The organism is Polaromonas sp. (assembly GCF_016185115.1).
In the GTDB taxonomy this organism is placed as follows: Bacteria; Pseudomonadota; Gammaproteobacteria; order Burkholderiales; family Burkholderiaceae_C; genus Polaromonas.
In genome coordinates this window covers 57,682-82,369 of the sequence record NZ_JACPOF010000030.1, presented here as the reverse complement: position 1 = coordinate 82,369, position 24,688 = coordinate 57,682, and the positions used below count along the sequence as shown (strand labels likewise).

Genomic DNA, 24,688 nt, shown 5'->3' with positions numbered 1-24,688 from the left:
CGGGCTTGTGACCTGATGTGTAAGCCCACAACATGAATCGGGAACTGATCAGGCTGATTTTTGCGCAGGTATGCCTGCATGCGGCCATGACGGGCATGCGCCTGGCCGGCCCCCTGCTGGCATTGCAACTGGGCTACAGCGCTGCTGCGGTTGGCATGTTGCTGGCGCTGTTTGCGCTGACGCAGGTTTTTCTGGCCTTGCCTGCAGGACGCTTTGCTGATCGTCACGGCCTGCGAAAACCACTTGTGCTTGCGGTGATGGCGGCCGCTACCGGGGCTGGACTTGCTGCGGCCTTTCCCGTGTTTCCGGCATTGTGTGCAGCTGCATTGCTGACCGGCGGCGCCACCGGCGTAGCTGTCATTTCGCTGCAACGCCATGCGGGTCGGGCTGCCGAGGGCGCGCAACAACTCAAACAGGTTTTCAGCTGGCTGGCCATCGCTCCTGCCGCGGCCAACTTTGTCGGCCCCTTCGCTGCCGGGTTGATGATTGATCATGCCGGGCATACCGCAGGTGACCTGCCGGGCTACCGTTGGGCGTTCATTCTGCTGGCGGTGTTGCCCCTGGCAAGCTGGCTGCTGACGCGCGGGGTCAGGGAGTTGCCGCTGTCCCCCCGCGCGGAGGGCGTCAGGCCGCGTGCCTGGGACCTGCTGCGTGCGCCGATGTTCAGGCGGCTCCTGTTCATCAACTGGATGCAGGCTGCGGCGTGGGATGTGCATACCTTTGTGCTGCCGCTGCTGGGCCATGAGCTTGGCTTGAGTGCATCGGTGATTGGCTCCATCCTCGGTGCGTTCGCACTGGCCGCAGCGGGCGTGCGGCTGGCCTTGCCTCTGTTTGCGGCCCGGGCCAGCGAACGCAGCGTCATCATCACGGCAAATGTCGTTACCGCCCTCGTGTTCGCGATCTACCCTCTCATGACTTCGGCGATGGGCATGGGTATCTGTTCGGTGTTGCTGGGGCTGGCGCTTGGTGCAGTGCAGCCCATGGTGATGAGCATGTTGCACCAGATCACGGAGCATTCGCGCCATGGCGAAGCGCTGGGCCTGCGCCTCATGACCATCAACGCCTCCAGTGTGGCCATGCCCATGCTGTTTGGCCTGGCTGGCGCACTGATTGGCGTGAGCGGCCTGTTCTGGGTATTCGGAGGTATTGTGGGCGTCGGCACGCGGGCCGTGCTGGGCTTGCGCCCGCCGTCGTTGCCCCATGGTGATCAGAGCTCGTAAAAGTCCTTGATCAGGTCCCAGGCCACATGGGGGTCGTCCACGTAGTGCAGCAGCTTCACGTCCTGGGGTGATATCACGCCTTCCTCCACCATCATGTCGATGTTGAGCAGGCGCTTCCAGTAGTCACTGCCGAACAGGACGATGGGGGCGGCTTTTGCCTTGCGTGTCTGCACCAGCGTGACCACCTCGAACAGCTCGTCCAGCGTCCCGAACCCGCCGGGGAACACCACAAGTGCCTTGGCTCGCATCATGAAGTGCATCTTGCGCAGCGCAAAGTAGTGAAACTTGAAAAGCAGTGCGGGTGGAACGTAGGGGTTGGCTTCTTCCTCCATGGGCAGCGCGATTGCGAGCCCCACGCTGATGCCGCCCGCTTCAAATGCACCGCGGTTTGCCGCCTGCATGATGCCGGGGCCGCCGCCGGTGCAGATGAATAGCTTGTCTGCCGGTTCTTTGGGTTCGCTGTACTTTGCGACCAGACTGCCAAAGGTGCGGGCCTTTTCGTAATAGTGGGAATTACGCGCCAGCTTGCGCAGGCGTTCAGTCAATTCAGGGTCGCTGCCTGCTTCTGCCTGTGCGAGCAGGGCTGCGGATTCTTCCTCGCTTCGAAAGCGGGCACTGCCGAACACGACGACCGTGTTTTCAATCCCGTGTGCCTGCTGCTCCAGATCCGGCTTGAGCATTTCCAGCTGAAAGCGTATGCCGCGCGTTTCACGGCGCAGCAGGAACTCGGGGTCGGCAAAGGCCAGGCGGGAGGCATCAGGTTCGAGCTGGTAACCCGCATGCGAGTGGGCTTGAAGTACCGCCCAGGCATCGGCGAGGCGAGGAGAGTGGAGGTCGTGGGTCTTGTTGGGCATATTTATATTGTGAAGCAGTTCTTCTGCATCAAAGGTAGGCTGCAGACGCAAAAAAGGCTCCACATGGGAGCCTTTCTTTTGTCCGCATTGGCGGAATTAAACGCGTTTTCGGTATTCGCCGGTGCGGGTGTCGATTTCGACCACGTCGCCTTGCGCCACAAAAATAGGCACGCCGATTTCAAAGCCGGTGGCGATCTTGGCGGGCTTGAGGACCTTGCCGGAGGTGTCACCCTTGACGGCTGGTTCCGTCCAGGTGATTTCGCGTTCGACGTTGGTCGGCAGTTCTACGGAGATGGCCTTGCCGTCGTAAAACACGACTTCCAGTTCCATGCCGTCCTGCAGGTAGTTCAGGGAGTCGCCCATGTTCTCGGCTTCGACTTCGTACTGGTTGTATTCGGCGTCCATGCAGATGTACATCGGGTCTGCAAAGTAGGAATAGGTGCAATCCTTTTTATCCAGGATGACCTGGTCGATTTTGTCGTCGGCCTTGAAGACGTTTTCAGTGCCAAAGCTGCCGATCAGGCTTTTGAGCTTCATGCGCACGGTGGCGGAGTTGCGGCCGCCGCGGCTGTATTCGGTTTTCAGGACGACCATGGGTTCCTTGCCATGCATGATGACATTGCCGGCGCGTATTTCTTGAGCGATTTTCATAACGGGTTCAGCGCAAATAGTGCGTAGTGAGGTAGGCCGCTCAAGCGTCAGTGTCTGGTCCTGATGCCCATTCAGCGGCGGAATGCGGGAGTTGCCTTACTGACAAAATGGGTGAAAACACCCGGCAACTTCTACAAAGCCCCTGATTTTAGCGGTTTTTGTGGACAAATTCCAGCAGGCTGGCTGTCAGGTCTGGCAGGGCTGTCAACCTGGTTTTGGCATTCTGCGCGCAGATTCGCCACGCCGGGAGGTCAATGGCCAGGTTGGCGGCGGCAGGTTCCGTCGTGCTCCGGTTCCAGCGATCATGAAAATCACGCAGGGAGGCGGGTGCCTTCAGCATGGTCAGGAAAGCATCGAGTTTGATGCTGTGCACGCCATCGTCCTGCGGGTAGATTTGCCAGACAAAAGGCTTGCCGGCCCAGATGGCGCGCACGATGGAATCCTCACCACGCACGAAGTTGAGGTCGCAGGTCCACAGCAGATGGTCAAAATCAGTTTGGGGCAGCAGCGGCAGGTATGAGATACCGGGGTGCTCGAGAGTGCCTTCGAGGGCCTGAACTGCCTGCCGGGCACGCCCCTCGGCCACCAGCAGTTGCACTGGTTTGCCATCAAGTCCTTGCGCCGACAGTTGCTTTAGCAGCGCTGGCAAGACGGGCGGCTCATAACAAAACAGCGAGACCAGCGTTTTGCCCTGCCAGGGTATGCCATGGCCGTTCAGCCAGTCTTCACGAACAAAGGCCTTGTACTTTCCTGCCAGATGCCTTTCCCTGAGCAAGCCGCCCGTGAGGGCCGTGAAGCCGGGGTAAAAGAACCATTTTTTCCACCCGGCTGCAGGGCCGCTGCTGACCAGTGAGGGCAGGCCGTGGTTGCGCTCTGCATAGGACTCTGCAGAAAGGTATTCGAGGTTGATCCAGACAGGGGGATTGCCTTTGAGGACGGCCCGTGCGGCACATGCGGTCAGGAATTGTGCGGGAATGTCGCAGCCGAATGCTTCCACCATCACATCGCATGGTGCAGTTGCCAACAGGGCAAGGTCAGTGTCGGCCAGTGACGGCGTCCATGCCATGACCCTGACGCCAGCAGCGCCACCCGGCGCCATCCATGCCAGTGCGCTGGCGTCGTCAGCCCAGAGGCGCACCTGCTGGCCGCGCGAGGCCAGGTCTGCGGCGAGGCGCCAGCAGATGCCAATGTCTCCAAAGTTGTCAATGACCCTGCAAAATATGTCCCATTGCAGGGTTTGGTCGCTGTGATCCATGACAGGATTGTCCACAATACGGGTTTCGAGATGCGCCCGCTTCCCCTGACTGCATGACCAAAATCCACGAATTCGACCCACAACTCCTCAGCGAGGTTGCCGCGCTTCCGGCCATGCCGGGGGTCTACCGCTACTTTGATGCGGAAGGCGGTGTGCTGTATGTGGGCAAGGCACGCAACCTGAAGAAGCGTGTGTCCAATTATTTCCAGAAGAATCATGGCGGCACGCGCATCGGCCACATGGTCACCAAAATTGTGCGCATGGAAACGACAGTCGTGCGGTCTGAAGCCGAGGCGCTGCTGCTTGAAAACAACCTGATCAAAACGCTGAATCCCAGGTTCAACATCCTGTTTCGCGATGACAAGAGCTACCCCTATCTCAAGCTGGCCTCACACACCTTTGCCCGCGTGGCGTATTACCGCGGTGCAGTCGAAAAGAAACACCGCTACTTCGGCCCCTATCCGAGCGCATGGGCGGTCAAGGAAAGCATTCTGCTGCTGCAGAAGGTGTTCAGGTTGCGCACCTGTGAGGACACGGTCTTCAACAACCGCACCCGGCCCTGCCTTCTGTACCAGATCAAGCGCTGCTCCGCGCCCTGTGTGGGCCACATCACGCCCGAGCAGTACGCACAGGACGTTGCCAATGCCGAGAAATTCCTGCAGGGTGAAACCCAGGAGATATTGAACGGGCTTGAGCAGCAGATGCTGCAGCATGCCGACAGGCTGGAATTCGAGCAGGCGGCCGAGCTGCGCAACCAGATGTCCGCACTTTCAAAAGTGCTGCACCAACAGTCCATGGAGATCGGTGGCGACAAGGATGTGGACATCCTGGCCGTGAAAGTGCAGGGCGGCAAGGCCTGCGTCAACCTGGCCATGGTGCGAGGCGGGCGGCATCTGGGTGACAGGCCTTATTTCCCGACACACATTGAGAATGCCGTGGATGTGGCCGAACTGGATGCCGAGCCTGTTGACGCAGCCGGGGCTGCAGGAGGCGCAGGGGCCATCAAGACCAAGACGCTTGAAGCCCTGGTGCTGGAAGCCTTTATTGCGCAGCACTACATCGATGTGCCGGTACCGCCAACGCTTGTATGCAGTGAGCCGGTGGATAAAGAGTTGATAGCGGCGCTGATGGCGCAGACGGGAAACCGCATCGCAGCCATTCACCAGCCGCGCGAGCAGCGGCGAATCTGGCTTGAGATGGCAGAGAAAAACGCCAGCCTGCAACTGGCGCGCCTGCTCTCTGAACAAGGATCGCAGCAGGCCAGGACACGCGCGCTGGCCGAGGCGCTGGACCTGAAGATGGAAGATCTGGCCGCTCTGCGGATCGAGTGCTTTGACATCTCGCATACCGCTGGTGAATCCACACAGGCATCATGTGTGGTGTTTCACGACCACAAGATGCAAAGTGCGGAATACCGCCGTTACAACATTGAGGGCATCACACCGGGCGACGACTATGCAGCCATGCGCCAGGTGTTGACGCGCCGCTACAGCAAGCTGGCAGAGGCGGCCCGCAACAACGAGGCAAAGCTGCCCGACCTGGTGCTGGTCGATGGCGGCAAGGGCCAGGTATCCATGGCGCGCGAGGTGTTTGAAGAGCTGGGCCTTGACCTCGGCCTCATTGCCGGCGTTGAAAAAGGCGAGGGCCGCAAGGTCGGCCTTGAGGAACTGGTATTTGCCGACGGGCGCGAGAAGATCTACCTGGGCCGCGATTCTGCTGCGTTGATGCTGATAGCCCAGATACGCGACGAGGCGCACCGTTTTGCAATTACCGGCATGCGTGCCAAACGCGCCAAGGTCAGGGTGGGAGCCAGCAAGCTCGAAGACATTGAAGGCATAGGCCCCAAGCGCCGGGCCAGCCTGTTGCAGCGCTTTGGCGGCATACGGGCCATTGCATCTGCGAGTGCTGAAGACATCGCTACCGTTGATGGAATATCACGCGAGCTGGCCGAAGAAATCTATCGCGCGCTGCACTGACTTTGAGTGGCCAGACCCGGCGGAGCCCGGCTCATGCCAAAATGCATGAAGATGTTCTGGACTATCCCCACCCTGATGACCTGGACGCGTATCATCGCGATCCCCCTGATCGTGGGTGTTTTTTACCTGAAGATATCTCCGGCCGAACAGAACCTGATCGCCACGGCCATGTTTGTGGTGTTCGCCGCCACCGACTGGCTTGATGGCTATCTCGCCCGCAAGCTCAACCAGACTTCCTCGTTTGGCGCCTTTCTCGATCCCGTCGCAGACAAGTTTCTGGTATGCGCCGCGCTGCTGGTGCTGGTTCACCTGCAGCGTGCAGACGTGTTTGTTGCACTCATCATCATCGGCCGCGAGATCGCCATTTCGGCCCTGCGCGAGTGGATGGCCCTGATAGGTGCAACCAAAAGTGTGGCTGTGCACATGCTGGGCAAGGTCAAGACGACCGTGCAGATGATCGCCATTCCCTTTCTGCTCTTCGATGGCACGCTCTTTGGCGTGATCAACACGCACATCTGGGGCACCTGGCTGATCTGGATCTCCGCCATCCTGACGGTCTGGTCCATGATTTATTACCTGCAAAAGGCGATCCCGGAAATCCGCGCCCGGGCCAAATAAGCCACCTGCGTTCCGATAAAGCCTTTTTTGTGAGTTCCAAGCCTTCCGACAGCGCCCTCATACGGGCCATGCCTGCGGTGTTCGTCCTGATCTGGAGCACCGGTTTCATTGTTGCCAAGTACGGCCTGCCCTATGCGCCGCCACTGACTTTTCTTTCAATCCGCTACGCGCTGTCCATTGCCTGCTTCCTGGTCTGGATTTTTCTGGCACGTGCGGTCTGGCCCGCCAGTCGCCAGCAGTGGCTGCATCTGGGCATCACCGGGGTGTTCATGCATGCCGGTTACCTTGGCGGTGTGTGGATAGCGGTCAAGGGCGGCATGGGCTCAGGGCTCGCTGCCCTGATCGTGGGCTTGCAGCCCGTGCTGACAGCGCTGTGGGTGTCCTGGATTGCATGGGGTGATGATGCGCAGGGTGAGCAGAAAGTGACCCTGCGCCAGTGGATGGGCCTTGCTCTCGGGCTGGGTGGTCTGCTGCTGGTGGTGTCGCGCAAATTCGGCACCGGCCACGAAGTCACGGCGCTGACGCTGGCTGCCACGGTTGTCGCGCTTTTCAGCATCACTGCGGGCACGCTCTATCAGAAACGTTTTGTTCAGCCCACCGACGTGCGCACGGCCAACGTTATACAACTGGCGGCTGCCTTGGTGGTCACGCTGCCTTTTAGCTTTCTGGAGGCGGAGGCGATCAACTGGAACCCGCACTTCATTGGCGCGATGGCCTGGTCGGTACTGGCACTCACGCTAGGCGGTAGTTCTCTGCTCTATCTGCTGATACAGCGCGGCGCAGCAACCGCCGTGACCAGCCTGTTGTATCTGGTGCCGCCCACCACCGCGCTGATGGCCTGGCTGCTTTTTGACGAGCTGATCACTACAGCCACCATCATCGGCACCGTCATGACTGCGATTGGCGTGAGCCTGGTGGTGAGGGCTGCGAGGCCGAAGCAGGCCGATACACCCGCCTGAACCTTTCTCGCTCAAGGGCCTTGCCTGGCCCGGTTTTTAAGCTTCCATGGCTCTGCCGCAAACTGGGCAAGCAAAAAGTCGATCAGCAGCCTTATGCGTTTTGGTGAGTCGTTGCGGTAGGGCGCCAGCCAGTGAATATCGGCATCCGGCATGGACCAGGCCGGCAGCACCCTGACAAGTTCGCCAGATGCCAGCTGCGGCGTCACATCCCAGAGGCTGCGCAGCATGACCCCGTGCCCCTGCAGGCACCAGTCCCGCACCAGCTCGCCCGAGTTGCTTGAAAGAGGGCCATTCACGCGTATGCGTACCGGTGTCTTGGTGCGCTCCCTGTGAAGTTGCCAGACATCAAAACGCTGCGCTGCCTCATTTCCGTTTTCACGGGCGATGAGGCACACGTGGTTCTGCAGGTCTTCCAGAGTGGCTGGCATGCCATGGCCCCTTATGTAAGCGGGGGAGGCCACCAGCACGCGCTGGTTGCGTGCCAGACGGCGCGACACCCATTCGGCTGCCTGCCTGCTGTTGACTGACCACAGCCAGATGGCACCGTCGAATCCTTCGCGGGCCAGGTCTGGCAGCTGTTCTGTCAGCTGCAGCTGTATTTCGATACGCGGGTAACGCTGCTGGAATTCGGCCAGTGCAGGGCCAAGCCAAAGGCGGCCGAAGCCAAATGTTGCGGCCAGTCGTATGAGACCGGTGGGCTGTGCCTTTCTCTCCTGAAGCTCGTCCTCCAGTGCCGTGAAGCCCTGCAGCAATACCCGTGCGCGCTCGCACAGGGTTTCGCCTTCTGCTGTGGGGCTCACGCGCCGCGTAGTCCGCTGGAACAGCCGCTGGCCCAGGCTGGCCTCCAGCGCTGCAAGACGTTTGGTCACCGCAGGTGCGGCGATATCAAGACTTAATGCGGCAGCGGTCAGGCTTCCGTGGTCACGAATGGCGAGAACCAGCTCAAGGTCACTTCTGTCCATAATTTCTTAAAAAGAAATAATCAATGCTCTGATTATTGATTGAATCGGCTGGGCAAGACCGGCATGATGTAGCCATGTCCAGACAAAAGCTCGCAGAAACCCACTCATATGCCAGGTGGCCGGCCCATGTTTGAGGGTTTTGTTTCTGTCCCGGTAGCAGGGCCTGCAGGCCAGATACATTCATTGCGTGGTGGCGAGGGCCCGCCGCTTCTGCTGCTGCACGGCCACCCGCAAACCCATGCCATGTGGCATCGCGTCGCACCTGAATTGGCTAGGCGCTTCACTGTTGTGCTGATGGATCTGCGCGGTTATGGCGACTCGGTCAGGGCTGCTGGTGATGCCGGGCATGTGGTTTATTCAAAGCGCGAAATGGCACTGGATGCGCTGGCCGTCATGGCGCACCATGGGTTTGAACGCTTCAAGGTGCTGGCGCATGATCGCGGCGCGCGCGTGGCGCATCGGCTGGCAGCGGACCACGCGGGGGCTGTCGAGCGCCTGATGCTGCTGGACATCGCCCCCACGCTGGCGATGTATGAGGGCACCAGCGAGGCATTTGCCACGGCTTATTGGCACTGGTTCTTCCTGATCCAGCCGCCACCACTGCCCGAGGCACTGATTGAGTCAGACCCGGTGCGTTACCTGCACGGTGTCATGGGTAAACGCCACGCCGGCATGGCCGCGTTCGAACCCCGGGCCCTCGCTGAATATGAACGTTGCGCCGCCATTGCGGGCACCGCACATGCCATCTGTGAAGACTACCGGGCTTCGGCCTCGATTGACCTTGTGCATGACCGGGAAGATATCGCCGCCGGCAATAAATTGTTGCAACCCTTGCATGTCCTCTGGGGCGAGCATGGCGCGGTAGGCAAATGTTTTGACGTATTGGCGATGTGGTGTGAGCGGGCCGCAACGGTCACGGGACAAAGCCTGCCTTGCGGGCATTACATCGCTGAAGAAGCACCAGAGCTTCTGCTCAAGAATATTTTTGATTTTTTTAAAACTGAATGAAGGAAGACATCATGGCCAGCGGAAAAAAACGGATCGCAGTTATTGCAGGGGATGGCATAGGAAAGGAGGTCATGCCCGAAGGCATACGCGTGATGGATGCCGCTGCCCGCAAGTTCGGCATCGACCTGCAGTTTGACCATTTCGATTTTTCGAGCTGGGACCATTTTGAAAAGCACGGGAAGATGCTTCCCGACAACTGGAAAGACCAGATCGGCGGGCACGATGCGATTTATTTCGGCGCAGTGGGCTGGCCTGACAAGATCGCCGACCATGTTTCGCTTTGGGGTTCATTGCTTCTGTTTCGCCGCGAGTTCGACCAGTACATCAACCTGCGCCCTGCACGCCTGATGCCCGGCATCATTGCACCCGTTGTGCGCAAGGACGGCAGCGCACGCGCGCCTGGCGAGATCGATTTTTATATCGTGCGTGAAAACACCGAGGGCGAATACTCCAGCATTGGCGGCAAGGCTTTCCCCGGCACTGACAGGGAATTCGTTTTGCAGGAATCCGTGTTTACAAGAATTGGCGTTGATCGGGTACTGAAGTTTGCCTTCGAGCTCGCGCAGTCACGACCCAAAAAACACCTCACAAGCGCTACCAAGTCCAATGGCATTTCGATATCCATGCCCTATTGGGACGAGCGTGTGGTCGAGATGGCAAAGAACTATCCAGGCATCAACCTGGACAAATTTCATATCGATATTCTCACGGCGCATTTTGTGCAGCGACCTGATTTCTTTGATGTGGTGGTTGCGAGCAATCTCTTTGGTGACATCCTCAGTGATCTCGGGCCGGCGTGCACCGGCACCATTGGCATTGCGCCCAGCGCCAACCTCAATCCGGAGCGCAAGTTCCCTTCACTCTTTGAGCCCGTGCACGGCTCTGCGCCCGACATCGCAGGCAAACAGATTGCCAACCCCATAGGCCAGATCTGGTGTGGCGCGATGATGCTTGAGTTCCTCGGCCACAAGGATGCCCACGATGCCGTGCTGGCTGCCATCGAGAAGGTGCTTGCACCCCAGAGTGGTGCGCCGCGTACGCCTGATCTGGGTGGTACGGCATCCACAAGCGATGTCGGAAAAGCCATCGCAGCCGCTTTGGTGTGAGGCGATTTGTCAAGGCAAAAAATTACAATGTGTGCACATAATCAGATTTATAAAGCGTGAAAAAAGGGACTAGAATCCGCCTCCGCACGTTGTAAAAATCTGCTGCTGTATTGACACACGGGAAGCCCGTCGCTCTAATGGCATGCAGCAGTTGACCTGCATATGCCGCCTCCCGCTGACGTCTGTTCATGATGTCCCGGGAGATACTTTTTAGAGACAACCGAATTAACTTTTCACTAACGAGGGGCCCTTTGTGAACAAGACTGAACTGATCGAGCACATCGCCAAAAACGCAGACATCTCCAAAGCCGCGGCCACCCGCGCGCTCGAAGCCACCATTGGCGCCGTCAAGACCACACTGAAGAAGGGCGGCTCCGTGTCCCTCGTGGGTTTTGGCACTTTTGCCGTGGGTAAACGTGCTGCGCGTACCGGCCGTAACCCGCGTACCGGCGATGCGATTAAAATCAAGGCAGCCAAGGTTCCCAAGTTCCGTCCGGGCAAGGCGCTGAAAGATGCTTTGAACTGACAGACATGGTTAATAGTTTGTGGGGTGCTTAGCTCAGTTGGTAGAGCAGCGCCCTTACACGGCGTAGGTCGGCGGTTCGAGCCCGTCAGCACCCACCACAGACTGCGATAATGTGAAAAGGCGAACAAATGGTTCGCCTTTTTTATTAGGGCTCCACATTCATGGGGCTCTCTGGCCGCGATGGCCGTCTACAGGAATTTCGAGATGTTTGATTTCATTCGCAAGCACACCAAGGTCACGATGGGCTTGCTGTTTTTGCTGATCGTTCCTTCTTTCATATTGTTTGGCCTGGACGGCTACAACCAGTCGAAGGACAAGGCGGCCGTGGTCGCCAGGGTAGATGGCCAGGACATCACGCAGACCGATTGGGACAGGGCGCATCAACGTGAAGTCGAAAGGCTGCGGGCATCCATGCCGTCGCTGGACCCCAAGCTGCTTGATTCACCCGAAGCAAAGTACGCGACGCTGGAGCGCCTGGTGCGCGACCGTGTGCTGACCGCTGCTGCCGCCAAATCAAAACTGGTCACCAGCGACCAGCGTCTTGCGCGTGACCTGCAGGAGAACCCGGACATCGCATCGCTGCGCCTGCCCGATGGCAAGCTCGACATGGACCGCTACCGCACCATGCTGGGCGCCCAGGGCCTGAGCCCCGAAATGTTTGAAGCCAACGTGCGCGCCGACCTGTCCAGCCGCCAGGTGCTGATGGGCGTGGCTGGCAGCGGTTTCGCGCCAAAGCTTGCCGCAGATGCCGCGCTCAATGCCTATTTTGAAAAGCGTGAGATCCAGCTGGCGAGTTTCCCTGCCGCCGACTACGCGGCAAAAATCAACCCGACCGATGCAGAACTTGAGCAGTTCTACAAGGCCAACGAAAAACTCTTTCAGGCTCCCGAGCAGGCGAATATTGAATATGTGATTCTTGATGTCGACACGCTCAAGAAGGGCATCACGGTTGCTGACGCAGACCTCAAGGCCTACTACGACCAGAACGCCGCCCGCCTGAGCGGCATCGAAGAGCGGCGCGCCAGCCACATCCTCATCGCTGCAGCCAAAAGCGCACCTGATGCTGATCGCCAGAAGGCCAAGGCCAAAGCTGCAGAGTTGCTGGCCCAGGTCAAAAAAGCGCCTGACTCGTTTGCCGATGTTGCGCGTAAAAATTCGCAGGACCCTGGCTCAGCCCCCAATGGCGGCGACCTCGATTTCTTTGCGCGTGATGCCATGGTCAAGCCTTTTTCGGATGCAGCATTTGCAATGAAAAAGGGCGACATCAGCGACGTGGTCGAATCTGATTTTGGCTATCACATCATCAAGCTCACAGACATCAAGGCGCCCAAGCAGCGCACCTTCGAAGAAATGAAGGCCGAGATTGAATCAGATGTGAAGAAGCAGCAGGCGCAGAAGAAGTTTTCCGAGAGTGCCGAAGCCTTCACCAACGGTGTCTACGAGCAGGCGGACAGCCTCAAGCCTGTTGCCGACCGCCTCAAGCTTGAAGTGAAGACCGCAGCAAACATTACGCGCCAACCACAGCCCGGCGCCAGCGGCCCCCTTGCAAATGCCAAGTTCCTCAATGCGATTTTCTCGCCCGATGCGATCGAGAAAAAGCGCAACACCGAAGCTGTTGAAGCGGCCTCCAACCTGCTGATCTCCGGCCGCATCGTACAGTACACGCCGGCGCGCACCAAACCTCTGGCAGAGGTGAAAGACGATGTTCGCCAGCGCCTGGTTGCCTCGCGCGGCGCTGAAGAAGCCCGCAAGGACGGCGCAGCCAAACTGGCCGCATGGAAAGCCGCGCCTGACACCGCAACGCTGCTGCCCGCCATGGTCGTGTCACGCGATCAGTTGCAGAAGCTGCCCGCAAAGATTGTCGAAACAGCATTGAAGACTGATGCATCGACCTTGCCCGTATTCACCGGCGTTGACCTCGGTGCGCAGGGTTATGCAGTTGTGAAGCTGCTGAAGGTATTGCCACGCGACCCGGCGCTGGGCCCCAGCGCCAAGCAGGAGCAGGACCAGTACGCCCAGTGGTGGACTGCAGCTGAAAGCCTGGCTTACTACAACAGCCTGAAGGACCGCTTCAAGACCGAGATTCGTGTCGCCAAACCGGTGAGCGCAGCGGCAGATGCACAGGCCGCACCTGAAACAGTCACCCGTTAATTTTCTTTCTGCATTCGGCAGAGGAAAGTAGCGGCTATAATTTGCCCTCGCGGTGGCTGTAGCTCAGTTGGTAGAGTCCAGGATTGTGATTCCTGTTGTCGTGGGTTCGAGCCCCATCAGCCACCCCAAAATTTTCCCCTTAAATCAACCGCTTACGAGCGGTTGATTTGTTTCCGGGGACAGCCGGGGGACTATGGAGCCCTGACCGGAAGGCAGCAGCGGGCTGATGGCACGGCTTTACTAGCCCGGCATCCGCTAAGGCATGCAGAACCCTATGCGGTAAACCAGGTGCTCGCCATCAACGACAAGGGCATGACGATCGAGGGCACTATCACGATTGCCGAGAGGGACACCGCGAAGTCCCGGAAGAACAACTTCAAAGTCCGGTGGGTGGTCAAGCAGGTGGGGGTGCCGGCGATTCTGAATACCGAAAAGCTGAAGGAGCGCAGCGCCCGCCGGCTTGCCAGTGCCGTGTCCAGCGGGTTTGACCCTGCCGACGATGACAGAGTTTTCTGACCGAGGGCCATCAGGTCTTCATGCAGACCGCGACCGAATGGCCTAAGCCGGTGCCGTCCACAAGCTGCACAGAGAAGGTATCGACCTTGGTTTCCTGCAACAGTGCCTTGAGCTGGGAAGTGCAGAATTGCTCCTGCCAAGCCCGTGTGATGACCAGATTGGCGTCCCGCACCGCGTCGTCGCCACCGGTTGGCCGAAGCATGTATTCCGGGCTATGGGTGGTGATCTTCGCCACGTAGGAGACGATAGGCGTGCTTAAAGTCTGAGTGGCAAGCGTTGCCCCGGTAAGTTTTCCGCCACTTCCCGTCACGGTCGAGGCGACGAACGCATTCAGCTTCTGCTCGACAGTCGGCTCCGGTGGTTTGGGCTTCTCGCACCCCGCCAGCACCAGGCTGATCAAAATGGCCATCATTGTTTTAGTCATCACCGCACTTTACCGGGGAAAGACGGGAATTCCAGATTTTGTAAAATCGGTGCCCGTTAACCACCATCAGGGACAACATGGGCATCGTAAAACAGCACATGGCCGAAGAAGAAGGCAAGAACGAACTGGCGAAAGACCTGCTGATCGGGGTCGGGTATCTGACTCGCTGCGAACGCCACGAAGAGATCGTTTACCGAGCACACAACGGCGAGGTCGAGGACGCTTATAAGCTGGGCAATTCGAAATGGACCCAGATCGGCAGTGCCTGGGCAGACCGGCGCGATATGACCGACCACATCAAGGCGGTCGCCGAGAGCAGCGACTATGCCAACGACGGCTGCGAAATCTGCCGTGGTCAGATGGCTAAGGACTAACGCCCGACCACGGCACAATAAGCCCATGGTGCCGACGAAAGAACCCGGAGAGGCGTATTCGCAGCTCCTGCAATTGTTGGTCACCATGGTCGAGGCGCCCAAGGGCATGCCTATCTCCGACGGCGACTGGTGGATGAACGACCGCCAGACCCTTGCCAAGAAGCTCATCTACCACCTCTGTACGCTGCACCAGATCGCCGCGGGCAGTGTCATCACCCTGAACGACTTCGAAACTCGGATCGTGGATCACCCAAGTGCCAAGGTGGTCGCCAGGGCAGTGATGGAAAACTACCTCACTTTCGCATTCCTGTTCGGGCCGGCCGACCTCGAGGTGAGTCGCCTACGCGCAATGATTTGGCGCATGAGCGGCCTCATGAGCCGGCAGAAGTATCCTGTGCTGAATGCCGAGTCTCAGACTAAGGCCGACCTTGAGAAAGCACGGATCGAGCTGCTCAAGGCGGAAATCACGGTGCATGAGTTGTTCCTGACTCTGGCACCGGTCCAGCAGCGGGCTGCGCTCAAGGGCGACTGGCGAATGAACATGAAGTGGCATGAGATCGCCAAGGCAGTCAATCTCAGCGTCAGTTTTTTCGTCAGCAGCTACACCTACCTGTGCGACTATTCGCACTCGAGCTACATTGCCGCGCTCCAGGTGGGTGAAGCCGATACACCCGAAGCAGAGCGTGCCCTGACCACTGTGACGCTCAGAATCGCGAATTACATAATGGCCCTTTTTATTCAACACTACTCGGACCTATTCGAGCCGGCCATGGCCACGATGCAGAATAGTCCATGCCTTCCGACCGCTATCATGTGGTGGAAGGCTGCAGCTGAGTTGGACGAGGCGTATGTCAGGCGCGATCTGTAAGCTAAGTTTCGGGGACAATTTTGGGGAAACACGGGTGTTCCACGGGGAACCTCTCCAATGACAGATGCGGCAAGCCTCTCGGTCCTCTTCGTCTGCATGGGCAACATTTGCCGCAGCCCGACCGCGCACGGCGTGTTCCTCCACAAGGTGGCAGGGCAGGGCCTGAGCGAGCAGGTAAAGGTCGATTCAGCCGGTACCCATAACTACCACGTTGGCAGCCCGCCGGATGAGCGCTCGCAGGCGTACGCGCTCAGGCGCGGCTACGACCTCTCAAAGCAGCGGGCGCGCCAGATAACAGCGTCTGACTTCGAAACGTATGACCTGATTCTGGCGATGGACTGGGAGAACCTGGCCTTGATTCAGGCCGATTGCCCGCCCGGGCACCAGCGCAAGGTGCGCCGGCTTACCGAGTTCTGCCTGACGCATGAGAGTGCGGTGGTGCCTGACCCTTACTACGGGGGCGACGATGGCTTTGACGAGGTGCTTGACCTGGTGGAGGATGCCTGTGAAGGCTTGCTGCGGCATGTGAAGGCCCGGTTGGCCACCGGGCTGCGGTGAGCGGGCCTGCACGAAGCAGCTGGATCGGATTTGGGTGATGGAAATTGCTATCAATTAAATAGCTGCTCACGTGCATATCTATTGGCTTGGAGGCCAATTTGTCACCTGAAAATCGGCTTTTTTACCAGTATTGAGGCCTCCAAACCGGGTTTTGGCGATTCAAAAAGGTCCGGAAGCCTAAATTTTGCTGTAGATGTTAAATTTTTAATGTTTACGTTAAAAAGTGGCTTTTCAGCAAAAACAGTACGGTCAGACCGTCGAAATCAAAAGCAGGAGCTCAGTTCACCATCACCAGCTTGCCTTTGACGCCGCGTGAACCCATGTGGGCGTAGGCGGCCTTGAGGTCTGCCATGGGCATGGTGCTGTCGATAACCGGCTTGATCTTGCCCTGGCCGTACCAGGTGGCCAGCTCCTGCATCATGGCGGCGTTTGCTTTGGGCTCCTGTTTGGCGAAGCCGCCCCAGAACACGCCGACGATGGAGGCGCCCTTGAGCAGGGGCAGGTTGAGCGGGATGGACGGCGTCGGGCCGGATGCAAAACCGATGACAAGGTGGCGGCCGCGCCAGGCGATGGAGCGGAAGGCTGGCTCGCTGAAATCGCCGCCGACCGGGTCATAGATCACGTCGGGGCCTTTGCCGTCTGTGAGCGCCTTGATCGAATCGCGCAAATTCTCTTTGCTGTAGTTGATGGTGGCGTCTGCACCTATGGATTTGCACAGTTCGCATTTCTCGTCGGTGGACGCTGCGGCGATCACCTTGGCGCCCACCGCCTTGGCAATCTGGATGGCCGATGTGCCGACGCCGCCTGCTGCGCCCAGTACCAGCACGGTCTCGCCGGCCTTGAGCTGCGCCCGGTCTACCAGCGCGTGGTGTGACGTGGCGTAAATCATGATGAAGGCGGCTGCATCGACAAACGGGAAACCTTCTGGCAGCGGCATGCATAGCGCGGCTGGTGCAATGGTGTGGGTGGCAAAACCGCCTGTGCCCGAGAGGCAGGCGATGTGCTGGCCGACCTTCAGGTAGGTGACGCCTTCGCCGACGGCCTGCACGATACCGGCGTATTCCGAACCCGGCACAAAGGGCAGGGGCGGCTTCATCTGGTATTTGTTCTGCACGATCAGCAGGTCCGGGAAGTTCAGGCTGGCGGCCTTGATCTCTATCAGCACCTCGCCGGCTTTGGGCTCGGGGGTGGGCAGTTCCTTCCAGGTCAGGGCATCAACGCCCACAGGGTTTTCACAAAGCCAGGCGTGCATGTCGTCTCCGTTCGTCGTCTGTTGATGGCAATCCAGCATCATAGGCAAAACAAACCTGAAAACAGGCCGTTTGCGAGGGGAAAACGACGCTGGCTGTCGCCCCAGTGACCTAAAATCGGCTCATGAAAATTCTGATCAGCAACGATGACGGTTACCAGGCACCCGGCATTGTTGCCCTGTACGAGGCGCTCAAGGATGTGGCCGATGTGGAGGTTGTTGCGCCCGAGCAGAACAACAGTGCCAAGTCCAACGCGCTGACCCTGCATTCCCCCATGTACGTGCACACGGCCCCCAATGGCTTTCGCTACATCAACGGCACGCCGGCCGACTGCGTACACATCGCCATGACCGGCCTGCTGGGCTACCGGCCTGACCTGGTGGTCTCCGGCATCAACAACGGCGCCAACATGGGCGATGACACCATCTATTCGGGCACCGTGGGTGCCGCGATGGAAGGCTACCTGTTTGGCATTCCGGCGATTGCGTTCTCGCAAACTGAAAAAGGCTGGGCTCATATCGACGCGGCAGCTCAGCGCGCACGCGACCTGGTGCTGCAGTTGATGCCCACGCTGGAAGTGATTGCCGAAGGCAAGGCACCCAGCGTGCCGCCGTGGTTGCTGAACGTGAATATTCCGAACCTGCCATATGAGCAAATCCAGGGCGTGAAGGTTGCGCGCCTTGGCCGTCGCCATGCGGCGGAGCGCGTCATCACCCAAACCAGCCCGCGTGGCGAAACCATGTACTGGATAGGCGGTGCTGGCCCGGCCAAGGACGAAGGCGAGGGCACGGACTTTCACGCCACCAAAAAAGGCTTTGTGGCCATCACGCCGCTGCATGTGGACCTGACCGACCACGAGCGACTGCCGTATTGGGCGCAGTCGTTTGCACAGTCGGCCGCGCAAGCCGCCATAACACTGACGCAGGCTGCATGAAGCCATCCGGCAAGCCGCCCGTGTCTGCGCCCAAAAGCGGCGTGATTGCCAGCCGCCCTTCGTTCCCGGTGCAATTGAAGCCTGCGGCGGGCGTGCCGACTGCCAACAAAAATATGGCTGCGCCTTTGTCTCGCCCTTCGGGTGCAGTCAGCCCCAAGGCCGCGCAAAAGCCGGTTCCCAGCGGCCTGGGGCTTGACTCACATGCCGTGCGTGCGCGCATGGTGCAAAAGCTGGCAGCGCAAGGCGTGACTGACCCGCAGGTGCTGGCTGCCATGGGCCAGGTCGAGCGGCACCGTTTTGTAGACAGCGCGCTGGTCAACCAGGCCTATGAAGACACCAGCCTGCCCATAGGCCTGGGTCAGACGATTTCAAAGCCGAATGTGGTGGCCCGCATGCTGGAATTGTTGATGCGCGGCAACGAGGGCCGCCAGGGCAAGCTGGGCCGTGTGCTTGAAATTGGCACTGGCTGCGGCTACCAGGCCGCGGTGCTGGCCCAGCTGGCACAAGAGGTCTACAGCATAGAACGCCTGCGCGGCCTGCATGACAAGGCGCGTGACAACCTCAGACCCATGCGCCTGCCCAATGTGCACCTGATGTTTGGTGACGGCATGATTGGTTACGCCAAGGGCGCGCCCTATGCGGCCATCATTTCGGCAGCCGGTGGCGACAACATTCCTGCCAACTGGATTGACCAGTTGGCCATAGGCGGCAGGCTGGTCGCGCCGCTGCAATCGGCCAATGGCACGCAGGCGCTGGTGGTGGTTGACAAGACGGCGCAAGGGGTCAAGCAGACCTTGCTGGAGGCCGTGCATTTTGTGCCTTTAAAATCAGGTACAAGCTGACAGGGTGTCGCCCGGCTGCGTTATCGCCGGTGCCGTCCATCAAAAAAGCAATCAAACAACACAGGGTGCAACATGGCAACTTTCCAAATTCCGCTACCTGACAAAAACCGAAAATCACCGACCAGGGCGGGCATTGCCTGCCTGCTGGCTGTGGTCGTGCTGGCTGCAGGCTGCAGCTCACGCTCATTGACCCCCGCGCCTGTCGAAGATCGTGGTACGGGTGGTTCGCGTGCGCCCGTCACAGCGGTGGACCCGGGTGTCAAACAGCCGCCCGGCTTCGAGAATGCAGGCAAGCCCGGCTACTACACCGTCAAGCCCGGCGATACGCTGATACGCATTGGCCTGGACACAGGGCAAAACTGGCGCGATGTTGTGCGCTGGAACAACCTTGAAAACCCCAACCTGATCGAAGTCGGCCAGGTTCTGCGTGTGGTGCCGCCGACCAGCGAAAGCTCGCTTGTTGTGACGCGGCCTGTCACATCCGGCGTGGCCACCGCAAACACAGGCACCACGGCGCCAGTGCAGGCAGCCAGTGCCGCCCGCCCTGCGTCTTCGCCTGCAAGCAGTCAAACGGCATCTGCCAGCGAAGACGACCTCGCTTTCATCTGGCCTGCACAGGGCACGCTTGTCGCCGGTTTTGATGAGGTCAAGAACAAGGGTTTTGATATTTCAGGCAAGGCGGGGGACCCCATCCTTGCGTCGGCCGATGGCCGAGTGGTGTATGCCGGTGCAGGCCTGCGCGGTTATGGAAACCTGATCATCCTCAAGCACAACAACACCTTCCTCACGGCCTACGCCCACAACCAGACACTGCTGGTCAAGGAAGATCAGACCGTGAGAAAGGGCCAGAAGATTGCCGAGATGGGCAACAGCGATGCCGACCGCGTGAAACTGCATTTTGAAGTGCGCCGTCAGGGCAAACCTGTAGATCCGGCAAAGTACCTGCCTGCCAAATAAACAGCATTGCACGAATATAAAAGAGGCTGTCGTACAGCCTCTTTTTTTGCCTGAAATAAAAGCCGGTATTACAGGCATGAATATCCGGCCGCTGCCGCCCCATGCGCACCTGAGACAATTCATTCATGTCAGAAGAAAACGATAACCTGCCGCCAGCCCCGGCGTTAAAAGAATACCTCCCCGATATCCTTGCCATAGAGTCGCTTGATATTGAAGCCCAGGGCATCGCCCACAGGGAAGACGGCAAGGTGGTGTTTATTGAAGGTGCGCTGCCTTTTGAGCGCGTGACAGCCAGCGTATTCCGTAAAAAAGCCAGCTTTGAAAAAGCCACGCTGATGGCGATCCACCGCGAGTCGTCACAACGTGTGCGGCCAGGTTGCCCGCACTTTGGCATGCACACCGGTGCCTGCGGTGGCTGCAAGATGCAGCACCTGCATGTAAGCGCGCAGGTGGCAGTCAAGCAGCGCGTGCTTGAAGACAACCTGTGGCACATCGGCAAACTCAAGGCTGAAAACCTGCTGCGTCCCATAGAAGGACCGGCCTGGGGCTATCGTTACCGCGCCCGGCTGTCGGTGCGCTATGTGCGCAAGAAGGGCGCAGTTCTGGTCGGTTTTCATGAGCGCAAAAGCAGTTATGTCGCTGACATGAACGTTTGCCTGGTGCTGCCTGAACACGTCAGCGATATGCTGCTGCCGCTGCGTGAATTGATAGCCAGCATGGACGCGAAGGAAACCATTCCGCAGATCGAACTGGCCTGCGGCGATGACGTGACGGCCATGGTGCTCAGGCACATGGAGCCACTGAGCGAGGGTGACATTGCCAGGCTGCGTGCTTTTGCCGTTGTTCATGAGGGCTTGCAGTGGTGGTTGCAGTCCGGCGGGCTGGAGACTGTCAAGCTGCTTGACGAGACCACTCATGAGTTGAACTACGGCTTGCCGGAGTTCGGCGTGGTCATGCCCTTCAAGCCCACGGACTTCACGCAGGTCAATCCGCACATCAACCAGGTGCTGGTGTCGCGTGCGCTGCGCCTGCTTGACGTGAAACCCGATGAGCGCGTGATTGACTGGTTTTGCGGCCTCGGCAACTTCACCTTGCCGCTGGCAACGCGTGCGCGCGAAGTGCTGGGGATCGAAGGCAGCGAAGTGCTGGTGGCGCGCTCACGCGAAAACTTTGACAGGAACAAGGGTGCAAGCAGCGTACGTGGCGCCTTGTCACCAACAAGCTTTGTGGCCCGCAACCTGTTTGAAATGACACCGGCAATGCTCGCGAGGGACGGCGCGGCACAGAAGTGGCTGGTCGATCCGCCGCGTGAAGGCGCATTTGAACTTTTCAAATCCCTGGCAGCGCTGCACCAGCAATTGGTGACCGGCGTGCCGTGTGACGATGGCAAAGACCAGCAGAGCCTTGTGCTGGGCGACTGGGCGTTGCCTGAGCGCATTGTCTATGTGAGTTGTAATCCGGCCACCTTGGCGCGCGATGCCGGGGTGTTGCTGGAGAGCGGGGCCTACCGCTGTACATCGGCAGGTGTTGTAAACATGTTTCCGCATACGGCCCACGTCGAGAGCATTGCGGTATTTGACAGGATATAAAAAAAGGGCCGCGAGGCCCTTTTTGTTGTGCGCAGCGATGACAGGCCCTAGTCGCGCTCACCGCCGAAGATGCCCAGCAGTGCCAGCATGCTCTGGAAGATGTTGAACAGGTCGAGGTAGATGGCAAGGGTGGCGCTGATGTAGTTCGTTTCACCGCCGTCAATCACCTGCTTGAGGTCATACAGCAAGTAGGCGCTGAAAATCGCAATTGCCAGCGTGCTGATCACCGCCATGCCCATGGTCGAGCCGACGAACACATTGATGACGGATGCAACAAGCAGAACCAGAACACCGGCAAACAGCCATTTGCCCATGCCGCTGATGTCGCGCTTGATGACCGTCGCCAGGCTGGCCATCACAAACATCACGCCTGCTGTACCGGCAAACGCCGTCATGACCAGGGAAGCACCATTGCTGTAACCCAGCACCATGGCGATCATGCGCGAGAGCATGAGGCCCATGAAGAAGGTAAAGCCCAGCAGGACGGGAACGCCCGCTGCCGAGTTTTTGGTTTTTTCGATGGCGAAGATAAAACCGAATGCACCTGCCAGGAACACGATCATGCCGAGGCCACCGCTCAGGGAGCGTGTGATGCCGGTGGATACGCCCAGCCAGGCGCCGAGTACGGTAGGCAGCAGGCTCAGGGCCAGCAGCCAGTAGGTGTTGCGCAAGACCTTGTTGCGCTGTTCGCTGGAAGTCGCCAGGCCGTAGTCAATGGTTTGGACGTTTTCAGTCATGAGAGTTATCTCCTAGTAGCCGGCAAATGCAGGCAGGTTCATTTTAGGGTGAAGACCTGCTTTATCAAGAAATGGTGCACTTCCTATTTTTAGTAGGGGTTCTGAAATAGCCACCATTCAGTATTTGAATCGGGAAGCGGCTAAAGAAGCCCAAATTTTGCGTATCCTCAGGGGTTTTACCAACCATTTCCGGGAAAACCATGAAATCGAAAGCAGTGCTTGAATTTGCCGACATCAAGGCCATCGCCGCCGCAGCCGAGGCAGAAGCCGTCAAGAACAACTGGGCCGTGACGATCGCCATCGTCGACGATGGCGGCCATCTGCTGCACCTGCAGCGCCTGGACGGCGCGCCACCGGCATCTGCCCATATCGCGCCAGCCAAGGCGCACACTGCCGCACTGGGCCGCCGCGAAAGCAAAACCTACGAAGACATGATCAACGGTGGTCGCGTGTCCTTCCTGAGTGCACCCACCATCCAGGGCATGCTTGAGGGCGGCGTGCCCATGATGAAGGATGGCCAGTGCGTGGGTGCCGTGGGTGTCAGCGGCGTCAAGTCGAATGAGGATGCGCAGATCGCGCGTGCCGGCATGGCTGCTGTTGGGCTCTGAGCTTCTGCAGGTTTAGCCCTGCATAAAAAAGCCGACTTTGATGTCGGCTTTTTTGTTTACGGGGGAAAGGTGGGTGTGGAAAAAAAGCCTGGCTAAACGACTTCAAGGAAGCCCGTGGCTGGCTAAAACGATCTTGGGGGCTGGTGAGAGCCCCGGATCGCCCCACGATGAAAGTAGTGTCTGCGGTTGGTGGCCACCGCAAGCGTGTCCGGTTTATTTGGTGAGAATCAATTTGCCCAGGCGGGTGGCCTGCAGGCGATAGGTTGAACCATTGTGACTGATTTCGACAGTTTTCTGGCCCCGCAGGATGTCATCGCTGTTCACGCTGGCCTGGGTTGACCCCATCACCGTGCTGGCTGAATCATCTGGTTGCACGGTTGGCGCAGAACGCGGAAGGCTCGGAGTATTTGACGCTGGCATCGCTAGGGACATGATGGTTAAACCTGTGTGGTTTGCCGTTGATAATTCAATGAGTTAATGATAACTATTCGCATTTAAAAGTCAACCGGATTTGGGCTTTTCTCGCAATTTTTTTACAAAAACGTGTTGTGAGCCTGAGGCTTGACGCCCCGGCCTTCAGTTCTTGGGTTCAGTGATGAAGCCGATTTTGCGCAGCCCGGCCTGCTGCGCGGCCGCCATGGCCTGCGCCACGCGTTCATACCGCACAGCCTTGTCACCGCGGATGTGCAGGTCGGGCTGCGGGTTCCGCGCAGCGGCGGCCTTGAAAAGCGGTATCAGTTGCTCGTCGGTGGTGGGTGCTTCATTGACGTAGTAGGCCCCCTGCGCATCAACGGTCAGGCGTATGGTTTCGGGCTTGATGTTCTGCGCTTCGTTGGTCGCGCGTGGAAGGTCAATGTTCACCGAGTGTTTCATCACCGGGATGGTGATGATGAAGATGATCAGTAGAACCAGCATGATGTCCACCATGGGCGTCATGTTGATTTCGTTCATCACCTCGTCGCTGTCGTCCTGTGTTCCAAAGGCCATGATGGTTCTCTTTTAAATCAGGCTTTTTTGGCGATTGGCAGAACTTTGGCCGAGGTGCCTGCGCTGACCCGCGCACCCGTCACAAAGTAGGCATGCATGTCATGTGCAAAGCGGTTGAGCTTTTGCAGCACGCTCTTGTTGCCGCGAACCAGCGCGTTGTAGCCGAGCACGGCTGGAATGGCTACTGCCAGGCCAAGAGCCGTCATGATGAGCGACTCGCCAATCGGGCCTGCAACCTTGTCGATGGTGGCCTGGCCCGCCAAACCGATGGCCAGCAGCGCATGGTAGATGCCCCACACCGTTCCGAACAGGCCCACAAATGGCGCTGTGGAGCCGACCGACGCCAGAATTGCCAGGCCCGACTGCAACCTGGATGTGAATTCATCAATGGCATTGCGCAAGGTGCGCGTGACCCAGTCGCTGACATCCAGTGTGTCATGCAGGTGGGCCTTGGTGTTGCGGTGGTGCAGGGTGGCTTCGCGGCCTTCGAGCGCCAGCTGGCGGAACGGATTGGCCGGGTCTGAACCCAGCTTGGCCAGGCCTGCGGCGAAGTCTTCGCTGTGCCAAAAGTCTTCTGCAGATTTTGCAATCTTTTTGTACTTGATGAGATCAAGTGTCTTGATGATGATGACCATCCAGGATGCCAGCGACATGACAAGCAGCAGCAAGGCCACTGATTTTGTAACGATATCGCCCTGGCTCCAGACATTGGCAAGGCCGAATTGGGAATTCATGAATCAATACTCCAGAAGACAAAA

27 protein-coding genes and 2 tRNA genes are annotated in these 24,688 nt (G+C 58.8%); 19 read left to right on the top strand and 10 right to left on the bottom strand.

The features are described 5' to 3' along the window. Positions 1–32 precede the first annotated feature (32 nt). Positions 33–1,220, top strand: coding sequence for an MFS transporter (locus HYX42_RS21390; RefSeq protein WP_293407015.1), 1,188 nt, complete (start codon positions 33–35; stop codon positions 1,218–1,220). On the opposite strand, the gene HYX42_RS21385 is transcribed toward HYX42_RS21390, so the two are convergent. From HYX42_RS21385 to earP, 3 genes are all read right to left on the bottom strand, one after another. Further along, entirely contained in the window at positions 1,208–2,074 is an 867-nt protein-coding gene (locus HYX42_RS21385; RefSeq protein ID WP_293407012.1) for a TIGR00730 family Rossman fold protein, read from the bottom strand. The two genes, HYX42_RS21390 and HYX42_RS21385, sit on opposite strands and share 13 nt — an antisense overlap. A 96-nt stretch (positions 2,075–2,170) precedes the next feature. Further along, complete coding sequence (gene efp / locus HYX42_RS21380) at positions 2,171–2,725, bottom strand: elongation factor P (protein WP_293407010.1); 555 nt, start codon at positions 2,723–2,725, stop codon at positions 2,171–2,173. Between the two features lie 148 nt (positions 2,726–2,873). Next, the gene (gene earP / locus HYX42_RS21375) at positions 2,874–3,980 is read right to left on the bottom strand and encodes an elongation factor P maturation arginine rhamnosyltransferase EarP (protein ID WP_293407007.1); all 1,107 of its coding nucleotides are present in this window, start codon (positions 3,978–3,980) and stop codon (positions 2,874–2,876) included. Between the two features lie 53 nt (positions 3,981–4,033). On the opposite strand from earP, the gene uvrC reads away from it, so the two are divergent. The 3 genes from uvrC to HYX42_RS21360 all read left to right on the top strand — a co-directional run bounded on the left by uvrC (position 4,034) and on the right by HYX42_RS21360 (position 7,533). Continuing rightward, the gene (gene uvrC / locus HYX42_RS21370; RefSeq protein WP_293407005.1) at positions 4,034–5,956 is read left to right on the top strand and encodes an excinuclease ABC subunit UvrC; all 1,923 of its coding nucleotides are present in this window, start codon (positions 4,034–4,036) and stop codon (positions 5,954–5,956) included. A 51-nt stretch (positions 5,957–6,007) separates the two neighbouring features. Further along, complete coding sequence (gene pgsA, locus HYX42_RS21365) at positions 6,008–6,574, top strand: CDP-diacylglycerol--glycerol-3-phosphate 3-phosphatidyltransferase (RefSeq protein ID WP_293407726.1); 567 nt, start codon at positions 6,008–6,010, stop codon at positions 6,572–6,574. 68 nt (positions 6,575–6,642) lie between these two features. Then, complete coding sequence (locus HYX42_RS21360; RefSeq protein WP_293407725.1) at positions 6,643–7,533, top strand: DMT family transporter; 891 nt, start codon at positions 6,643–6,645, stop codon at positions 7,531–7,533. Positions 7,534–7,544: 11 nt separating this feature from the next. Here HYX42_RS21360 and HYX42_RS21355 read toward each other — a convergent pair whose 3' ends face one another. Continuing rightward, a complete protein-coding gene (locus tag HYX42_RS21355; RefSeq protein WP_293407003.1) occupies positions 7,545–8,495 on the bottom strand; it encodes a LysR family transcriptional regulator in 951 nt (316 codons plus the stop codon). 126 nt (positions 8,496–8,621) lie between these two features. Between HYX42_RS21355 and HYX42_RS21350 the strand changes: the two genes are divergently transcribed. From HYX42_RS21350 to HYX42_RS21320, 7 genes are all read left to right on the top strand, one after another. Further along, entirely contained in the window at positions 8,622–9,503 is an 882-nt protein-coding gene (locus tag HYX42_RS21350; protein WP_293407001.1) for an alpha/beta hydrolase, read from the top strand. An 11-nt stretch (positions 9,504–9,514) separates the two neighbouring features. Continuing rightward, positions 9,515–10,609, top strand: a complete 1,095-nt coding sequence (locus HYX42_RS21345; RefSeq protein WP_293406999.1) for a tartrate dehydrogenase — start codon at positions 9,515–9,517, stop codon at positions 10,607–10,609. A gap of 253 nt (positions 10,610–10,862) precedes the next feature. Continuing rightward, positions 10,863–11,135 (top strand): HU family DNA-binding protein, encoded by a 273-nt coding sequence (locus HYX42_RS21340; RefSeq protein ID WP_293406997.1) that lies wholly within the window; start codon positions 10,863–10,865, stop codon positions 11,133–11,135. A 22-nt stretch (positions 11,136–11,157) separates the two neighbouring features. Next, positions 11,158–11,233, top strand: a tRNA-Val gene (locus HYX42_RS21335). A 106-nt stretch (positions 11,234–11,339) separates the two neighbouring features. After that, complete coding sequence (locus HYX42_RS21330; RefSeq protein ID WP_293406995.1) at positions 11,340–13,286, top strand: SurA N-terminal domain-containing protein; 1,947 nt, start codon at positions 11,340–11,342, stop codon at positions 13,284–13,286. A 52-nt stretch (positions 13,287–13,338) separates the two neighbouring features. After that, positions 13,339–13,414, top strand: a tRNA-His gene (locus HYX42_RS21325). 160 nt (positions 13,415–13,574) lie between these two features. Beyond that, complete coding sequence (locus tag HYX42_RS21320) at positions 13,575–13,802, top strand: hypothetical protein (RefSeq protein ID WP_293406993.1); 228 nt, start codon at positions 13,575–13,577, stop codon at positions 13,800–13,802. Positions 13,803–13,812: 10 nt separating this feature from the next. Here the strand turns inward: HYX42_RS21320 and HYX42_RS21315 are convergent, their stop codons facing one another. Then, positions 13,813–14,226: a hypothetical protein gene (locus tag HYX42_RS21315; protein ID WP_293406991.1), complete on the bottom strand. Its 414-nt coding sequence runs from the start codon at positions 14,224–14,226 to the stop codon at positions 13,813–13,815. Between the two features lie 77 nt (positions 14,227–14,303). On the opposite strand from HYX42_RS21315, the gene HYX42_RS21310 reads away from it, so the two are divergent. The 3 genes from HYX42_RS21310 to HYX42_RS21300 are packed head-to-tail and all read left to right on the top strand — an operon-like array spanning position 14,304 to position 16,026. Then, complete coding sequence (locus HYX42_RS21310) at positions 14,304–14,600, top strand: hypothetical protein (protein ID WP_293406989.1); 297 nt, start codon at positions 14,304–14,306, stop codon at positions 14,598–14,600. 25 nt (positions 14,601–14,625) lie between these two features. Then, positions 14,626–15,468 (top strand): DUF5677 domain-containing protein, encoded by an 843-nt coding sequence (locus tag HYX42_RS21305; RefSeq protein WP_293406987.1) that lies wholly within the window; start codon positions 14,626–14,628, stop codon positions 15,466–15,468. A 57-nt stretch (positions 15,469–15,525) separates the two neighbouring features. Continuing rightward, complete coding sequence (locus tag HYX42_RS21300; RefSeq protein ID WP_293406985.1) at positions 15,526–16,026, top strand: low molecular weight protein-tyrosine-phosphatase; 501 nt, start codon at positions 15,526–15,528, stop codon at positions 16,024–16,026. Between the two features lie 277 nt (positions 16,027–16,303). On the opposite strand, the gene HYX42_RS21295 is transcribed toward HYX42_RS21300, so the two are convergent. Then, positions 16,304–17,278, bottom strand: a complete 975-nt coding sequence (locus tag HYX42_RS21295) for an NADPH:quinone oxidoreductase family protein (protein WP_293406982.1) — start codon at positions 17,276–17,278, stop codon at positions 16,304–16,306. 122 nt (positions 17,279–17,400) lie between these two features. On the opposite strand from HYX42_RS21295, the gene surE reads away from it, so the two are divergent. From surE to rlmD, 4 genes are all read left to right on the top strand, one after another. Then, entirely contained in the window at positions 17,401–18,210 is an 810-nt protein-coding gene (gene surE / locus HYX42_RS21290) for a 5'/3'-nucleotidase SurE (RefSeq protein WP_293406980.1), read from the top strand. A 113-nt stretch (positions 18,211–18,323) separates the two neighbouring features. Continuing rightward, entirely contained in the window at positions 18,324–19,052 is a 729-nt protein-coding gene (locus HYX42_RS21285) for a protein-L-isoaspartate(D-aspartate) O-methyltransferase (RefSeq protein ID WP_293407723.1), read from the top strand. A gap of 72 nt (positions 19,053–19,124) precedes the next feature. After that, entirely contained in the window at positions 19,125–20,009 is an 885-nt protein-coding gene (locus HYX42_RS21280; RefSeq protein WP_293406978.1) for a peptidoglycan DD-metalloendopeptidase family protein, read from the top strand. 125 nt (positions 20,010–20,134) lie between these two features. Continuing rightward, positions 20,135–21,598: a 23S rRNA (uracil(1939)-C(5))-methyltransferase RlmD gene (gene rlmD, locus HYX42_RS21275; protein WP_293406976.1), complete on the top strand. Its 1,464-nt coding sequence runs from the start codon at positions 20,135–20,137 to the stop codon at positions 21,596–21,598. 47 nt (positions 21,599–21,645) lie between these two features. Here rlmD and HYX42_RS21270 read toward each other — a convergent pair whose 3' ends face one another. Beyond that, positions 21,646–22,335 carry a Bax inhibitor-1 family protein gene (locus HYX42_RS21270; RefSeq protein ID WP_293406973.1) on the bottom strand — a complete coding sequence of 230 codons (690 nt, stop codon included), beginning with the start codon at positions 22,333–22,335 and terminating at the stop codon, positions 21,646–21,648. 200 nt (positions 22,336–22,535) lie between these two features. On the opposite strand from HYX42_RS21270, the gene HYX42_RS21265 reads away from it, so the two are divergent. Continuing rightward, positions 22,536–22,943: a heme-binding protein gene (locus tag HYX42_RS21265; RefSeq protein ID WP_293406971.1), complete on the top strand. Its 408-nt coding sequence runs from the start codon at positions 22,536–22,538 to the stop codon at positions 22,941–22,943. A 213-nt stretch (positions 22,944–23,156) separates the two neighbouring features. Here the strand turns inward: HYX42_RS21265 and HYX42_RS21260 are convergent, their stop codons facing one another. The 3 genes from HYX42_RS21260 to HYX42_RS21250 form a co-directional block, all read right to left on the bottom strand. Then, on the bottom strand, positions 23,157–23,375 hold the full coding sequence (locus HYX42_RS21260) for a hemin uptake protein HemP (RefSeq protein WP_293406969.1): 219 nt from the start codon (positions 23,373–23,375) through the stop codon (positions 23,157–23,159). A 144-nt stretch (positions 23,376–23,519) separates the two neighbouring features. Beyond that, positions 23,520–23,930, bottom strand: a complete 411-nt coding sequence (locus tag HYX42_RS21255; RefSeq protein ID WP_293406967.1) for a biopolymer transporter ExbD — start codon at positions 23,928–23,930, stop codon at positions 23,520–23,522. A gap of 17 nt (positions 23,931–23,947) precedes the next feature. Beyond that, positions 23,948–24,664, bottom strand: a complete 717-nt coding sequence (locus HYX42_RS21250) for a MotA/TolQ/ExbB proton channel family protein (protein WP_293406965.1) — start codon at positions 24,662–24,664, stop codon at positions 23,948–23,950. Positions 24,665–24,688 lie beyond the last annotated feature (24 nt).

Coding starts and splice junctions, on each gene's coding strand:
- HYX42_RS21330 (WP_293406995.1), top strand. CDS start 11,340: ATGTTTGATTTCATTCGCAAGCACACCAAGGTCACGATGGGCTTGCTG.
- surE (WP_293406980.1), top strand. CDS start 17,401: ATGAAAATTCTGATCAGCAACGATGACGGTTACCAGGCACCCGGCATT.
- earP (WP_293407007.1), bottom strand. CDS start 3,980: ATGGATCACAGCGACCAAACCCTGCAATGGGACATATTTTGCAGGGTC.
- HYX42_RS21310 (WP_293406989.1), top strand. CDS start 14,304: ATGGGCATCGTAAAACAGCACATGGCCGAAGAAGAAGGCAAGAACGAA.
- HYX42_RS21345 (WP_293406999.1), top strand. CDS start 9,515: ATGGCCAGCGGAAAAAAACGGATCGCAGTTATTGCAGGGGATGGCATA.
- rlmD (WP_293406976.1), top strand. CDS start 20,135: ATGTCAGAAGAAAACGATAACCTGCCGCCAGCCCCGGCGTTAAAAGAA.
- HYX42_RS21350 (WP_293407001.1), top strand. CDS start 8,622: ATGTTTGAGGGTTTTGTTTCTGTCCCGGTAGCAGGGCCTGCAGGCCAG.
- HYX42_RS21315 (WP_293406991.1), bottom strand. CDS start 14,226: ATGACTAAAACAATGATGGCCATTTTGATCAGCCTGGTGCTGGCGGGG.
- HYX42_RS21305 (WP_293406987.1), top strand. CDS start 14,626: ATGGTGCCGACGAAAGAACCCGGAGAGGCGTATTCGCAGCTCCTGCAA.
- HYX42_RS21285 (WP_293407723.1), top strand. CDS start 18,324: ATGGCTGCGCCTTTGTCTCGCCCTTCGGGTGCAGTCAGCCCCAAGGCC.
- HYX42_RS21270 (WP_293406973.1), bottom strand. CDS start 22,335: ATGACTGAAAACGTCCAAACCATTGACTACGGCCTGGCGACTTCCAGC.
- efp (WP_293407010.1), bottom strand. CDS start 2,725: ATGAAAATCGCTCAAGAAATACGCGCCGGCAATGTCATCATGCATGGC.
- uvrC (WP_293407005.1), top strand. CDS start 4,034: ATGACCAAAATCCACGAATTCGACCCACAACTCCTCAGCGAGGTTGCC.
- pgsA (WP_293407726.1), top strand. CDS start 6,008: ATGTTCTGGACTATCCCCACCCTGATGACCTGGACGCGTATCATCGCG.
- HYX42_RS21360 (WP_293407725.1), top strand. CDS start 6,643: ATGCCTGCGGTGTTCGTCCTGATCTGGAGCACCGGTTTCATTGTTGCC.
- HYX42_RS21385 (WP_293407012.1), bottom strand. CDS start 2,074: ATGCCCAACAAGACCCACGACCTCCACTCTCCTCGCCTCGCCGATGCC.
- HYX42_RS21260 (WP_293406969.1), bottom strand. CDS start 23,375: ATGTCCCTAGCGATGCCAGCGTCAAATACTCCGAGCCTTCCGCGTTCT.
- HYX42_RS21280 (WP_293406978.1), top strand. CDS start 19,125: ATGGCAACTTTCCAAATTCCGCTACCTGACAAAAACCGAAAATCACCG.
- HYX42_RS21265 (WP_293406971.1), top strand. CDS start 22,536: ATGAAATCGAAAGCAGTGCTTGAATTTGCCGACATCAAGGCCATCGCC.
- HYX42_RS21255 (WP_293406967.1), bottom strand. CDS start 23,930: ATGGCCTTTGGAACACAGGACGACAGCGACGAGGTGATGAACGAAATC.
- HYX42_RS21390 (WP_293407015.1), top strand. CDS start 33: ATGAATCGGGAACTGATCAGGCTGATTTTTGCGCAGGTATGCCTGCAT.
- HYX42_RS21295 (WP_293406982.1), bottom strand. CDS start 17,278: ATGCACGCCTGGCTTTGTGAAAACCCTGTGGGCGTTGATGCCCTGACC.
- HYX42_RS21300 (WP_293406985.1), top strand. CDS start 15,526: ATGACAGATGCGGCAAGCCTCTCGGTCCTCTTCGTCTGCATGGGCAAC.
- HYX42_RS21250 (WP_293406965.1), bottom strand. CDS start 24,664: ATGAATTCCCAATTCGGCCTTGCCAATGTCTGGAGCCAGGGCGATATC.
- HYX42_RS21355 (WP_293407003.1), bottom strand. CDS start 8,495: ATGGACAGAAGTGACCTTGAGCTGGTTCTCGCCATTCGTGACCACGGA.